General features: G+C 71.0%; 14 protein-coding genes and 1 riboswitch. Of the genes, 8 read left to right on the plus strand and 6 right to left on the minus strand.

Features of this window, described 5'->3' with window-relative positions; genetic code table 11:
• Window positions 1-189 precede the first annotated feature (189 nt).
• On the minus strand, window positions 190-387 hold the full coding sequence (locus ACIGDI_RS32315; protein ID WP_399904070.1) for a hypothetical protein: 198 nt from the start codon (window positions 385-387) through the stop codon (window positions 190-192).
• Between the two features lie 110 nt (window positions 388-497).
• Between ACIGDI_RS32315 and ACIGDI_RS32320 the strand changes: the two genes are divergently transcribed.
• The 3 genes from ACIGDI_RS32320 (at window position 498) to ACIGDI_RS32330 (ending at window position 3,150) form a co-directional block, all read left to right on the plus strand.
• A complete protein-coding gene (locus tag ACIGDI_RS32320; RefSeq protein ID WP_399904073.1) occupies window positions 498-1,841 on the plus strand; it encodes a helix-turn-helix domain-containing protein in 1,344 nt (447 codons plus the stop codon).
• 261 nt (window positions 1,842-2,102) lie between these two features.
• Window positions 2,103-2,861 carry a GAF domain-containing protein gene (locus ACIGDI_RS32325; RefSeq protein ID WP_399904075.1) on the plus strand — a complete coding sequence of 253 codons (759 nt, stop codon included), beginning with the start codon at window positions 2,103-2,105 and terminating at the stop codon, window positions 2,859-2,861.
• A gap of 10 nt (window positions 2,862-2,871) precedes the next feature.
• Window positions 2,872-3,150, plus strand: coding sequence for a ribosomal protein L7/L12 (locus tag ACIGDI_RS32330; RefSeq protein WP_399904078.1), 279 nt, complete (start codon window positions 2,872-2,874; stop codon window positions 3,148-3,150).
• Window positions 3,151-3,165: 15 nt separating this feature from the next.
• Here ACIGDI_RS32330 and ACIGDI_RS32335 read toward each other — a convergent pair whose 3' ends face one another.
• The gene (locus tag ACIGDI_RS32335) at window positions 3,166-3,936 is read right to left on the minus strand and encodes a hypothetical protein (RefSeq protein WP_399904080.1); all 771 of its coding nucleotides are present in this window, start codon (window positions 3,934-3,936) and stop codon (window positions 3,166-3,168) included.
• Window positions 3,937-4,225: 289 nt separating this feature from the next.
• Between ACIGDI_RS32335 and thrS the strand changes: the two genes are divergently transcribed.
• Together thrS and ACIGDI_RS32345 are read left to right on the plus strand one after the other, a co-directional pair.
• Window positions 4,226-5,446, plus strand: a complete 1,221-nt coding sequence (gene thrS, locus ACIGDI_RS32340) for a threonine--tRNA ligase (RefSeq protein ID WP_399904083.1) — start codon at window positions 4,226-4,228, stop codon at window positions 5,444-5,446.
• Between the two features lie 211 nt (window positions 5,447-5,657).
• The gene (locus ACIGDI_RS32345; protein WP_399904085.1) at window positions 5,658-6,617 is read left to right on the plus strand and encodes a nucleoside hydrolase; all 960 of its coding nucleotides are present in this window, start codon (window positions 5,658-5,660) and stop codon (window positions 6,615-6,617) included.
• Here the strand turns inward: ACIGDI_RS32345 and ACIGDI_RS32350 are convergent.
• A complete protein-coding gene (locus tag ACIGDI_RS32350; protein WP_399904088.1) occupies window positions 6,614-7,654 on the minus strand; it encodes a HoxN/HupN/NixA family nickel/cobalt transporter in 1,041 nt (346 codons plus the stop codon). The genes ACIGDI_RS32345 and ACIGDI_RS32350 overlap by 4 nt on opposite strands.
• Window positions 7,655-7,679: 25 nt before the next feature.
• A riboswitch (cobalamin riboswitch) is annotated at window positions 7,680-7,895 on the minus strand.
• A 54-nt stretch (window positions 7,896-7,949) separates the two neighbouring features.
• Here ACIGDI_RS32350 and ACIGDI_RS32355 point away from each other — a divergent pair.
• Entirely contained in the window at window positions 7,950-8,309 is a 360-nt protein-coding gene (locus tag ACIGDI_RS32355) for a metalloregulator ArsR/SmtB family transcription factor (protein WP_200702331.1), read from the plus strand.
• A 67-nt stretch (window positions 8,310-8,376) separates the two neighbouring features.
• Here the strand turns inward: ACIGDI_RS32355 and ACIGDI_RS32360 are convergent, their stop codons facing one another.
• Window positions 8,377-9,282 (minus strand): LAETG motif-containing sortase-dependent surface protein, encoded by a 906-nt coding sequence (locus tag ACIGDI_RS32360; RefSeq protein ID WP_399904091.1) that lies wholly within the window; start codon window positions 9,280-9,282, stop codon window positions 8,377-8,379.
• 250 nt (window positions 9,283-9,532) lie between these two features.
• Window positions 9,533-10,261 (minus strand): DUF4142 domain-containing protein, encoded by a 729-nt coding sequence (locus ACIGDI_RS32365; RefSeq protein ID WP_272176638.1) that lies wholly within the window; start codon window positions 10,259-10,261, stop codon window positions 9,533-9,535.
• A 246-nt stretch (window positions 10,262-10,507) separates the two neighbouring features.
• Here ACIGDI_RS32365 and ACIGDI_RS32370 point away from each other — a divergent pair, with 246 nt between their 5' ends.
• Window positions 10,508-11,194, plus strand: a complete 687-nt coding sequence (locus tag ACIGDI_RS32370) for a DUF6445 family protein (protein ID WP_399904094.1) — start codon at window positions 10,508-10,510, stop codon at window positions 11,192-11,194.
• 12 nt (window positions 11,195-11,206) lie between these two features.
• Here the strand turns inward: ACIGDI_RS32370 and ACIGDI_RS32375 are convergent, their stop codons facing one another.
• Complete coding sequence (locus ACIGDI_RS32375) at window positions 11,207-11,575, minus strand: DUF6479 family protein (protein WP_399904097.1); 369 nt, start codon at window positions 11,573-11,575, stop codon at window positions 11,207-11,209.
• A 168-nt stretch (window positions 11,576-11,743) separates the two neighbouring features.
• Here ACIGDI_RS32375 and ACIGDI_RS32380 point away from each other — a divergent pair, with 168 nt between their 5' ends.
• A complete protein-coding gene (locus tag ACIGDI_RS32380) occupies window positions 11,744-12,148 on the plus strand; it encodes a luciferase family protein (RefSeq protein ID WP_399904100.1) in 405 nt (134 codons plus the stop codon).
• The last annotated feature ends 111 nt before the right edge of the window (window positions 12,149-12,259 follow it).

A 12,259-nucleotide genomic window follows, 5' to 3' on the forward strand; every position in this document is an offset into this window, starting at 1 on the left:
GGCGGCCCGAAGACTGGCAGGGCCGAGGCCTTATTGGAAAGGCCTTTCTGTCAAATTCGCGGGGGCATTTCGCGGAACCGATCAAGCTGTGAGGATGCTGTTCGCGGCGAGTGGTGTGCGGCGCGCGGTGTGCGGTGTGCGGCGCGGTGTGGGTTGTGCGTTGTGGAGTTTCCCGGGGAGGGGGCGTCCTCAGTCGCTGTGCCGGGTTCGGTGGATTTGTTGGGTCTGTTCGGCCTGTTCGGTCTGGTGGATCTGGGCCGCCGGCTTCGAATCGTTCGCCGCTCTCGCCGGGCCCGCGTTCGCCGCCAGGACCAGGGTCGCCACGGCGATCAGCGCGGCGGCGAAGCCTCTTGCGTAGCGCTCGGTGGGGCTGGTGCGTTCGTTCACGGCGACCTCGCAACAGCGGTGATTACAGCAACGGGTTAAGCATGTTTAATCCGTGGCTTAACCTAGGGGCGGACGGGGGCTAACAGCAAGAGGGCCAGGGGGAGTTGGGGATGGCGGACCGCGACGAACCGGAGGTCATCGGCAGACGGGTGCAGCAGCTCAGAGCCGCACGCGGGCTGACGCAGAAGCAGCTCGCCGAGCCCGCCTACACCCCCGCCTACATCTCCACCCTGGAAGCCGGCCGGGTGCGCGCCTCCGACGAGGCGCTCAGACACATCGCCGAGCGGCTCGGGGTCGCGTACGAGGAACTCGCCACCGGACGTCCGGCCCGGCTCGCCACCGACCTCAGGCTCCGGCTCACCGAGGCCCAGCGCACGCTCGCCGGCGGCGAGGCCGAGCGGGCCGCCGAGCAGTACGACGCGCTGCTCGCCGAGGCCGAGGGGCACGACCTCGCCGACGTACAGGCCGCCGCGCTGCTGGGACTGGGCGAGTCGGCCCTGGACACCGGCGAACTCACCGACGCCCGCCGGTACTTCGAACGGGCGGAGAAGACCCTCGCCGACGCCCCGCTGCCCGCCCGCGTCCCGGCCCTGCGCGGACGCGCCGTCTCCCACTACCTGGCGGGCGAACTCCGCTACGCCGTCTACCTGCTGGAGTCCACCCTCGACGAGCTCAACCGCGGTGGGCTGCACGACCCCGACGCCCTGCTCCTGCTGTACGCCAGCATCATCGGCCCCTACATGGACATGGGCGCCCACGCCCGCGCCGCCCAGGCCGCCGAACTCGCCCTCGCCCTCGCACCCCACTCCGGCGACCCCGCGCTCGTCGCCCGCATGCACCGCTCGGTCGCGCGCACCCTGCTCGCCGAGGGCCGTATCGCCGAGGCCGACGCCTCCCTCGCCAAGGCGTCCGAGCTGTACCGCACCCTGCAGATCCGCACCGAACTCGCCAACTGCCACTGGATGCGCGGGTACGTGTGCGCCCAGAACGGCGAACTGGAGCGTGCCGAGGCGGAGTTGCGGCAGGCCCTGGAGATGCTCACCGCCAAGCGGGCCGCCCTCTACAGCAGCCAGGTCGCCGTCGAGCTGGCCGACGTACTGCACCGCCGCGGCAAGTCCGAACAGGCCGCGGCCCTCCTCCACGACACCCTGAGCGACCTGAACTCCGAACGCGGCGCGCTGCACTCCGCCGCCGCCCACCGCCTCCTCGGCATCATCGCCGAGGACGCCCGCGACACGGAGACCGCCGAGGAGCACTACGTACGGGCGCTCAGTCTGCTCGAGCGGGCCGGGGCCGCGGGTGACCTCGCCGACCTGTGCCGGCTGCTGGGGGACCTGCTGCGGCGCACCGGGCGGGTGGAGGCGGCACTGGACGCCTACCGGACCGGGCTCGGTCACCGCACGGCGCCGGGCACCACCACCTTGGGGCCGGCTCCCGCACAGCCGCCGTTGTGAGGGGCGCTGCGGTGTTGTGACGGGTGGGGTGGGTGCTGCGGCGTTGTGACCGGTGGGGTGGGTGCTGCTGCGTTGTGACCGGTGGGGTCGGTGCGGTGGTGTTGTGGCGGGTGTTCGGTGCGGTGTTGTGGCGGGGCGGGGCTGAGGCGGGCGACGACGTTTCGGCCGTGGTCGCACGGGTACTGCGGGAAGTTCGCGAATGCGTGCCATGTCCGAGGGGGAGACGTCAGGGTACGGCTGTGACCGAAGGAGGCGGTGGCCGTGCGGTCCGGCGACGACCGCGATGGGTTCTTCGGCGGTGCCTCGGGGTCCGGGGACGACCACGCCCGGGCCGAGGCCGTGATCGCGGGACTGCGCGGGGCACGGCCCGAGGAGATCCCCGGCCGGATGTGCGCGGCGCTGGTGGAACTGCTGCCGGTGAGCGGCGCGAGCGTCTCCCTGCGGTCCGACGGGGTGCCCGTACGCATCAGCGCCAGCGACGAGGCGGCCTCCCACCTCGCGGAACTCCAGGCGACCGTCGGCGAGGGGCCGGGGGCGCTGGCCGGCCGGCTCGGCGCCACCGTGCTCGCCTGCGACCTCACGGCCGGGCGCGACCCGCAACGCTGGCCGGTGTTCGCCCACCAGGCGACTGCCGCCGGAGTCGCGGCCGTGTACTCGATTCCGCTGGGCATCGACGCGCTGTGCGTCGGCACGCTCGACCTCTACCGCGGCACCCCGGGGGAGCTCACCGAGCGGCAGCTGCGTACCGCGCGGCGGGCGGCCTGGCTCCTCACGGAGGCCCTGGTGACGCTGCCGTGGGAGGAGTGCGGCGAGCGGGGTGACGAGCCGTGGGTGTGCGGGCTGGTCGCCGACCACGACGAGATCAACCAGGCCGTCGGCATGATCATGGCGCAGTTCGGAGCCGACGCGGCCGATGCGCTGGCCCGGCTGCGCGGCCACGCGTTCGTCCTCGGCCTTACGGTCCTCGACGTGGCACGGGACGTCGTGGCGCGCAGGATGAGGTTCGACGGCGACCTCTAGGATCGGGCCCATGGACATACTGGGTTACTCCCTGGCCGCCCTCTTCCTCATCGTCGGTGTCGGCAGCGTCGAGAGCCGTATCTCCCGCGCGGACAAGCGAGTTGCCCGCGTCGAGCGCAAACTCGACCTGATCATCGAGCACTTGGGCATCGACGCCTCCGAACCCTGGAACGACGAGGTGACCGCGCTCCTGCGCGACGGCAAGAAGATCCAGGCGATCAAGGTCTACCGGGAGGCCACCGGGGCCGACCTGCGCGAGGCCAAGGAAGCCGTCGAGCGGCTCGCCTAGGCGGGCGGGTGCTCACTAGATCTGTGCCCGGCCCGACTTTCTGACCTCGCTCAGTCGGCGCACGCCCGTCTCCACCGCCGCCCGCGTCGCGTCCGGCGAGACGTCGCCCAGGCCGCCCAGGCTGACCGCGATCGTGTCGTCGCCGACGCGGACCGCGGCGACGTCCATCGTCAGCACCGTCGGCTCGCCGTCCGCCGTCTCGCTGCTCAGTGTGATCCGCAGACCCTGCTGGGCGTCCCCGACCCGCGGCAGGTCGGCCTCCCTGACCGTCACCCCCTGCACGGCGCCGTGCGCGGTGACCGCCGTGAATCTCCCGCAGCCGCGCGGCAGCGACTTCAGCCACGCCAGCGTGCGGTCCACGTCTGAGGTGTTCAGGGCGAGGACCTGGTAGCGGAGCTGGGTCTGGTCCAGCGGGTCGTCCAGGCCCGTCACCGCCCGGGTGCCGGTGTTCCCGCCGAACAGGTCGTCGGCGTAGAGCGCGTCCAGGAGGCGACGGCACTCGGGCGACTCGGTCGTGGCCTTCAGCAGCCCGTCCCGCCAAGTCGCCGCCCCCTGCGTCGGCGCCCACGGCTCCCCCAGGTCGGTCGCGGTGACCAAGGCGGCCTGGGCCTGGGCCTGGGTGAGGACCCGGGGGGCCGGTGCCGAGCCGGTGGCTGACGGTTTCTTGGGGGCGGCCGGGGGCTTCTCCTTCGCTTGCGGTGTGCCCGCCGTGCAGGCGGTCGCGGTGAGCAGGGCGGCTGCGGTGAGTGCGGCTGCGGTGAGGAGGCGGGTGGGGGTGCGGGGCATCGAGGGGCCTCCCGGAGGGCGCTTACATGATCGGTTGTCTTTCAAGGGACCATCCCGCGTCCTGTGTCACCAGCGCTCCGGTCCGTACGGGCTACTCCGAAAACGGCTCGCGTCTTCTTTTCGGGGGGCGCTAGTTTTTTCTCATGCAGCGCGCCTACGTGTGTTCCACGACGACGCCGGAGAGTGTCCCGGCGCGCTGATTCCTGTCCGAAGCCCCGGGGCGAGTGCCCCGGGGCTTCGTCGTCGGCCGGTCGCTCGCCCCTCCCGCAGTGACGTGAGGAGAACGACCATGTACGACCATCGTCGACTCGGCCGTGAGCTGGAACTGTTCGACACCGACCCGCTGATGGGCGCGGGACTGCCGTACTGGCTGCCCGACGGGGCGACCGTGCGGCACGTGCTGGAGGAGTACGTCCGGGAGGTCGAGCGCGCCGCCGGGTACCGGCACGTGTACTCGCCCGTGCTGGGCAAGCGGGAGCTGTACGAGATCTCCGGGCACTGGTCCCACTACGGCGACGACATGTTCCCGCCCATGCGGCTGGGCGGTGAGGAGGTCGTGCTGCGGCCCAGTCTGTGTCCGCATCACGCGCTCATCTATCGGTCGCGGGCACACAGCTATCGCGAACTGCCTCTGCGGATCGCCGAGGTGGGTGCCATGTACCGGTCCGAGCTGTCGGGTGTGCTCGGTGGGCTCACCCGTGTGCGGGCCATCCAGCTCAACGACGCCCATATCTTCTGCACTCCGGATCAGGCCGTCGGGGAGGCCCGGGATGCTCTGCGGCTCATCCGGCGGGCCTACGCCGATCTCGGCATCCGGGCCGCTCGCTTCCGGCTTTCTCTGCCGGGTGAGGGCGGCAAGTACGTTGCCGGGGAAGCTGTTTGGGAGCGGGCCAGCGGGTTGCTGCGGGAGGTGCTGGACGCCGAGGGTGTTCCTTACGAGGCCGTTGCGGGCGAAGCCGCCTTTTACGGGCCCAAGATCGACGTTCAGGTCGTCGACTCCGCTGGGCGTGAGGCCACCCTGTCCACCGTGCAGATCGACTTTCATCAGCCCGAGCGGTTCGGCCTGCAGTATGTCGGTGCCGACGGTGCGAAGCACCGGCCCGTGATGGTGCACCGCAGCATCATCGGCAGCGTGGAGCGGGTGGTCGCGCAACTCGTCGAGGAACACGGCGGCGCGTTTCCGGTGTGGCTCGCGCCCGTGCAGCTCGTGGTGCTGCCGGTCGCGGAGGAGCAGCGGGCGGTGGCGGAGGCGCTGGTGCGGCGGGCTTCGGCGCTGGGGCTGCGGGTGGAACTGGTCGGGCCGGAGGGCGGCAGTCTGGGGGCTCGGATCCGGGGGGCTCGGCTGGTGCCGTACCAGGCCGTGATCGGGGCGCGGGAGGCCGAGGGGGATCAGGTGGCGCTGCGGCTGCGGGACGGGCGGCGGGTCGGTGTGATGTCCGGTGCGGAGTTGGTGCGGCGGGTCGGGGAGCGGGTCGCGGCGCGTGGTGGTGCGTTGTGGGGGTGCGCGTAGGGGTCTGGGGGCGGGGCCGCGGCGCCGGGGGTGTCCGTCCTCGGTCGGGCGGTGCTGTGGGGTGGGATGTGCTGTTTCTTGACGCCCGACACTGCGGGCGGGCACCCCCCGCCGCGGCCCCTTCTCGCCGTACGCGGCCGCGGGTCCCTTGTGGCCCGGGTGCGGTATCCCTCGTACAGTCGCTGGTGCGGGGCGTCGAGAGGAGTTCGTCGTGGTGGGCATTCCGGTGATCATCGACTGTGACACCGGTGTCGACGACGCCCTGGCGCTGTTGTTCGCCGTGCGGCATCCGGGGCTCGATCTGCGGGCGGTGACCTGCGTCGCCGGGAACACGGACGTGGACGGCGTCGTCCGTAACACCCTCACCGTGCTGGAGCAGGCCGGGGCGCCCGACATTCCGGTCGCCCGGGGGGCCGAGCGGCCGTTGATCGAGCCTGCGCGGCCGGCTCCGGTGCACGGGGTCGACGGTATGGGCGATCTCGGGTTGCCCGCGCCCGGGCGGAGGCCGGTCGACGTGGACGCGGTGACTTTGTTGCACAGGGAGATCCTCGCCTCGCCGCGTCCGGTGACCCTGATTCCCACCGCGCCCCTGACCAACATCGCGCTGCTGCTGCGGACCCATCCCGAGGTCACCCGCAACATCGAGCGGATCGTGTTCATGGGCGGCGCGGTGGCGACCGGCAACGCCACACCCGTCGCCGAGTTCAACGTCTGGCACGACCCCGAGGCGGCAGCGGTGCTGCTGACCGCCGGGGTGCCGATCACCATGTACGGGCTGGATGTTTTTACCCAGGTCGTCGTGCCCAGTGCGGACGTGCATCGGCTGCGGGCGTCCTCCGAACCCGGGACTCGTTTGGCCGGTGAGCTGCTGGCCCATCGGCCGGCCCATCCCGGTGAGGCGCCCGAGGCCGAGGAGGCCGGTGGGCTGGGGGACGCGGGTGCCGTGTGCGCTGTCGTCGATCCGGCGGGGATCGGCACGCGGCTGCTCCCCGTCGAGGTCTCCCTCGCGCCGGGGGCGACGCGAGGGCAGACGATCGTCGACCGGCGCCCTCGGCCCGGCGAGGCCGAGCACCATGAGGGCGCCCGTGAACAGGCCCTGGTCGATGTGGCGTTGGACGTGGACGTGGAGCGGTTCGTGAAGTTGTATCTGGCTACCGTCGAGCGGTCCTAGTCCGCTTCGGCCGCCCGTGCCGTCCAGCGCTGTTCCACCTTCGCCAGGCGCCAGTAGGCCAGTGCGGCCGCCCACACGATGATGAACAGGGCGACGATGACGTAGCCGATGTTGCCGACGTCCAGGCCCGCGAGTTCCATCGTGCCGATGAAGAAGGCGACCACGATGGACAGGCCGGTGATGGTGAGGTTGTAGAAGACCTTGCGGACCGGGTTGGAGAACGCCCACTGGTAGGCGAAGTTCATGAACGTGCCGTCGAGCGTGTCGAACAGGCACATCCCCGCGGTGAAGAGGAGGGGCAGGCAGAGGATCGCGTACCAGGGAAGGCCCGCCGCCGCTCCGGAGCCCGCCATGACCATGAGGGTGACCTCGGTGGCCGTCTCGAAGCCGAGCCCGAACAGGAAGCCGACCGGGTACATCTGGCCGGGGCGGCTGATGGACCGGGTGAGACGGCCGAGGAAGCGGTTCATGAAACCGCGGGAGTCGAGGTGCCGTTGGAGCTCGTTCTCGTCGTACGTCCCCGCCCGCATCGCCCGGAACACGCGCACGATGCCGACCAGGGCCACCAGGTTGAGCGCGGCGATCAGGTAGAGGAAGGCACCGGCGACCGTGGTCCCCAGGAAGCCGAGGACCTGGTGGGTGCCGGAGTTCTGGTTGGTCACCTTGTCGGCGAGCTGCGTGCCCGCCGCGATCATCACGGCCAGCACGATCACCACGCTCGAGTGCCCCAGCGCGAACCAGAACCCGACGGACACCGGCCGTTTGCCGTCGGCCATCAGCTTGCGGGTGGTGTTGTCGATCGCGGCGATGTGGTCGGCGTCGAAGGCGTGCCGCACGCCCAGTGTGTAGGCGGTGATGCCCAGGCCGATGCCGAAGGCCTTGGAGCCGACCTCGTAGTGGCCGGGGACCACCAGGAGGAAGAGGATTCCGAAGGCGACGATGTGAAGGGCGGCGATCACCGCCACCAGTCCGGCGGTCTTGACGGTGTCCTCGCGCCGCCAGCGGAAGGAGACGTCCTTGATCTCAGGCAGGGTCATGCGATCAGCTCCAGCACCTCGTGGATCTTTCGTGAGCTGCCGTGGCCGGTCTCCTGGCTTACGGGTCGTGCGTCCGTCATCCCTGCCTTCCCAGCCGTCGTGAGACGACCAGTGGCTGTCCCTTGCGGGACGCGGGACGGGGACTCCCCGATTTCAGTGGCGAGGGCCGCTCCGGTATCGCACCGGATTCCCGAACGCCACGGCCCGCTCACCGTAGGCGACCGCACGTATCCCTGCATAGCTGCGTACCTGCGCAGGTATTCAAGATCACATATGGGGCTGCGAGGATGACTCCATGCATCTCGTCCCGGCCGACCGCGCAGACCGTCGCACCATCGACGGCCACCGGGTGTGCGACGCCATCGCCGCCATCGGTGACGAGGCCCATGTCCGCGCCTGGGCCGACCGCTTCTCCCTGCTCGCCGACCCCAAGCGGCTGGCCCTGCTGCTCGCGTTGCACCGCACGGGGCCGCTGGCCGTGTCCGACCTGGCGATCGCGACCGGCATGAACGACCCGGCCGTCTCCCAGGCGCTGCGGCTGCTGCGCGCGGCCGGTGCGGTCGCCGGGGAGAAGGAGGGGCGGGTCGTGCGCTACCGGGTCGTCGACGAGGACGTACGGCTGCTGCTCAAGCACTGTGCGGCCGACGCGAGCTGACGGCGTGCGGACGTGACGGACGCCCCGGAGCGGGGGATCCCCGGGGCGTCCGTCGTTCGGGAGTGGTTCAGGAGCGGGCGCCGCGCCGGCGTCGGCTCGCGACGACGATCGCCGCGCCGCCGGCCAGCAGGACCGCCGCGCCGCCGGCGATCATGCCGGAGTCGCTGCCGCCGCCGGTCTCGGCGAGGTCGCCACCGCCGCCGTTCGGCGTGGCCGCCGGGACGCTGGTGGACGCGGACGCCACGGGGGTGTCCGGCGTCGACTCCGAGGCGCTCGGCGTCGGGGTGGGGCTCTCCCCGGCCGGGGTGGACGGGGTCGTGGAGGGCGTGGCCGGGGGCTGCGACTCGGTGGTCGTGCAGTCCTTCGTGCCGCCGTTCCAGGACGCGATCAGCTTGTCCTTGATGACCGCGTGGTCCGGGCCGGCCGGCAGGTCGCCGTGCTCGAAGCCGTCGCCGGCGCCCTGCTTGCCGTCGAACCTGGTGGCGCCGCGGTAGAGGTCGATCTGCGCGAAGCAGCCCGCGTCCGGCACCGCGATGTCCAGGGAGTCGGTCTGGCCGGGCTTGACCGTCACCGTGTCGAAGTCGACGAAGACCTGCTGACCCGAGGTGGCGAAGGTGGCGCCGTGCGCGAGGTAGGAGGCGAGCGAGGCGGTGCAGGTGGAGGCGTCGCCGGCGGTGCGGACCTTGATGTGGACCTTGCCGTCGTCGGTGGGCTTGAGGTTCTGGTCGTCGACCTTCACCGAGTCGTAGAAGTCCGTGCCGTCGAGGGAGAACTGGCAGCGGTCGGTCTCCGTCTTGGTGCCGGCGCCCGTGCCGGGCTTGTAGGAGCCGCCCGCCTTCCAGCCGTCTCCGCCGGGGGCGCCGCCGTGCGCCCAGGCCCCGGAGGCGGCGGCGACGGTGGCGGCGCACAGGGCGAGCGACGCGGCGCCCGTTCCGAGGAGTCGGCGCGCGGTGACACGTCTCGCTGTGGACATGGCGGGATCCCCACTTCGGCATGTGCAGCACCCGGCGAGGGCCGCGCGGGCAGCGTGAGGGCATGCGGCGGCCGGCCCTGCCGGGGTGATGGTCGGAGAAACACCGGGCTCACTGGTCACATGAGCCTCAGTGCGCTCACATCGTGGATCCCGTGATCGAACGCTGTCAACCTGCGGTGACGCAGCGGTAGTTCAACCGTCCATCACAATTTCGACACAAGCGGGAGAGGGTCCTTCCGCTGTCCGTCGCTCAGCCCACCGTCGGAGTGGGGCTGGCGTTCGGGCTGGACTCGCCCGGCAGGACCGGGGGTTGGGTGGTGCTGTCCACCGGCGGGGTGAGCACGATCTGGGGCTGACCTGCGGCCGGGGGCGGCGGGGTCAGGTCCTTGGCGGGCAGTTTCGGCGGGGTGGTCTCCTGGAAGAGCACCTGGTCGAAGTTGACCAGCCCGGTGTTCTCCATGACCGTGATGTGGTCCAGCACCGTTGCGTTGGCCTGGTCGGCCAGGGTCCGCACCACGGTGTTCTTGGTGGTGGAGCGGATCTTCGCGATGGTGTTGAAGATCGAACCGTGCGTCACGCGAAGGATGTTGGCGAAGTCGGTGTCGAACTGCTTGCCGCTGTCCGCCTTGAGCGTGTTGACGAACCCCACCTGCTGCGGGCTCGCCACGTTGGGGATCGTGATGTTGAGCATCGTGCTGATCTTGCGGCAGCTGGCGTCCAGTGCCGCGTGGCCGTCGATGAGGTGCTTGCTGGCGGTCTTGACCGCCGCGCTCTGCCCCTTCTGCAGGCCGAGCTGGCCGACGGGGTACTCCCACAGGCCGGCGGCGCGCACCTTGACCACGAAGTCCCGGTCCGACTCGGTCAGCGGCCCCCACTGCGTCTGCGCGATGACTCTCGTCCCCGAACTGGACACGGTGTTCACCCCGAGCATCGAGGGATAGGCGAGTGCGACGAGGGTCAGACTGAGGGCACCGCCCACGAAGAGAGTTCCCGTCGCGTTCCGCGAAAAGCGCACCGTGCCTCCTGCCCAATCGGTTGTCCCGCCCTTCTGCGGCGGGGGTCGGACGGAGGTGAGTACGGACGGCACCGGGGGCCGGAACCTTTTGATTCGGTAAAATCCCACGGGTGTGAGGCGGATCATGGTGCGGTGTTCATGACACAGGTTGACGGAATGTTGACCACTTCACGGGAGAGTCGAGACGGGCCCCCGACCTAGATTCGGCCCATGCCCCCACAGCCCGCCCCCCGGGTCCCCGCGGCCCTTCCCGTCCTGCCCTACCGCAAGCCCACCAAGGGCCGCGACTACTGGGTCCTCGACGACGTGCTGCCCGACGTGGACGCCGTACGCGCGCGCTGTCTGGCGAAGGACGACTGGGTTCGGGGCTACCCCTACACCTCGGAGACCTGGCCCGGTCTGCGCACCATGCCGGGGCTCGAACCCGCGGAGCTCGCCCGGGTCGAGCGCCTGGTGCGGCAGGCGACCGGGGCGAAGGAGCTGTGGGTGCAGAAGGCGCCCGGCGGCGGGACCCTCAACCACAACTGGGTCCAGGTCGTCGGCGAGGGCGAGAGCGAGCCGCGTCCGCACACCGACTCGCGGGCGCTGTGCCGGTACGCGGCCGTGCTGTACCTCAACCCGGGCGTCGGCAAGGACTGCGGCACCGCCTTCTACCGTCAGTCCCTGCCCGGCGGCCGGCTCGGCGGCAACATCGTCCAGGCCCCGCACAACAACCTCGTCGAGGCCCTCGGCACGCGGTACGTGCCGGCCGACCACTTCGAGGAGGACGTACGCGTCCCGCACAGGTACAACCGGCTGCTCCTCTACAACGCCAACCTCGTGCACAGCGCGACCGGTTACACCGGCAGGACGCTGGAGGAGAAGCGGATGACGGCGGTCTTCTTCTGGATGGCGTGAGCGGCCGGGACGCTACCTGTGTCCCAGGCCGCCGCTGCCGAAGGAGCCGCTGGAGCCGGGCATCCAGCGCCGGCGGTGCTGGTCCTTTCCGGTACGGCTTCCCGAGTGGTGGAGCTCGTACGGCGTCAGGCGCTCACCGTCCTGCGAGTGCGGGACCTCGTCCGGTTCGCGCACCTCGCTCATCTCGTGGACGGCTCCGCCCGCGGGAAGGTGGGGCTGCTCGCCGGGCCCGGGCCGCGGGAGCTCGCGGTCGCCGACCCGCATACCGAACCAGAAGGCCCAGATCAGGGCACCTGCGATGATCAGGCCGCCGGCGAAGGCGGCGATCACGTTGAGTACGTCACCCGACGAGGCCGCTATTTCGAACGTCGCGGTACTCATGTACCGATTATCACCCCATTGACGGGTTTGGCGAGGCCGGACGCGACGGGGCCGCCCAGGCCCCGGTGGCGTCCCGGGGTGCGGGAGGCCGAAATGCGCGACGTCTCTTGAGGGTTACGGTTGCCGCAATCCCTGGTGTCGCCGCGGTGAGCACCTCACCATGGGCACATGACACCGGCTCAGAAGGCCATGGACCGGCTCGCGGCGTGGCCCGACCTCACCCCGTGCGCGGCCGGCTGCGGCACGGGCCGGGCGTTGCGTTCGGCGCGGGACGAGATCGTGCACTTCCACTCCGGACGGGACGTCGACCTCCACCTCACGGCCCGCGCGATCCAGCGGCTGCACTACGACTTCGCGGAGTCGTCCGCGATCCGTCTGGTGCCGGGCTCGCGCTGGGTCACCGTCCACCTCGACTGCGACGCCGACGTGGACCTGCTGCTCAGCCTGGTCAGCGTCGCCCTCAAGGCCCACGACCGGCAGGGCGGGGCGCCGGGCACCGACCGCCTGCCGGAGACCGTGTGCAACTTCCGCCGGGTGACCGTGCTGCAGCGCGACGCGGACGGCGAGGACTGAGCGCCACCCGCACGAAACCTTCCCATCACCCGAAACTCCCTCCACGACTGTCACAGGCATGACATACGCTGCTGACAGCAGCCGCGCCCCGTGCGCCACCGCCGTCGAGCG

This window comes from Streptomyces sp. NPDC085900 (assembly GCF_044540925.1).
Lineage (GTDB): Bacteria > Actinomycetota > Actinomycetes > Streptomycetales > Streptomycetaceae > Streptomyces > Streptomyces gilvifuscus.

Bases quoted from the DNA above. Each gene is read 5' to 3' on its own strand.
- ACIGDI_RS32320 (WP_399904073.1), top strand. From the start codon at position 498: ATGGCGGACCGCGACGAACCGGAGGTCATCGGCAGACGGGTGCAGCAG.
- ACIGDI_RS32330 (WP_399904078.1), top strand. From the start codon at position 2,872: ATGGACATACTGGGTTACTCCCTGGCCGCCCTCTTCCTCATCGTCGGT.
- ACIGDI_RS32335 (WP_399904080.1), bottom strand. From the start codon at position 3,936: ATGCCCCGCACCCCCACCCGCCTCCTCACCGCAGCCGCACTCACCGCA.
- thrS (WP_399904083.1), top strand. From the start codon at position 4,226: ATGTACGACCATCGTCGACTCGGCCGTGAGCTGGAACTGTTCGACACC.
- ACIGDI_RS32350 (WP_399904088.1), bottom strand. From the start codon at position 7,654: ATGACCCTGCCTGAGATCAAGGACGTCTCCTTCCGCTGGCGGCGCGAG.
- ACIGDI_RS32355 (WP_200702331.1), top strand. From the start codon at position 7,950: ATGCATCTCGTCCCGGCCGACCGCGCAGACCGTCGCACCATCGACGGC.
- ACIGDI_RS32360 (WP_399904091.1), bottom strand. From the start codon at position 9,282: ATGTCCACAGCGAGACGTGTCACCGCGCGCCGACTCCTCGGAACGGGC.
- ACIGDI_RS32370 (WP_399904094.1), top strand. From the start codon at position 10,508: ATGCCCCCACAGCCCGCCCCCCGGGTCCCCGCGGCCCTTCCCGTCCTG.
- ACIGDI_RS32375 (WP_399904097.1), bottom strand. From the start codon at position 11,575: ATGAGTACCGCGACGTTCGAAATAGCGGCCTCGTCGGGTGACGTACTC.
- ACIGDI_RS32380 (WP_399904100.1), top strand. From the start codon at position 11,744: ATGACACCGGCTCAGAAGGCCATGGACCGGCTCGCGGCGTGGCCCGAC.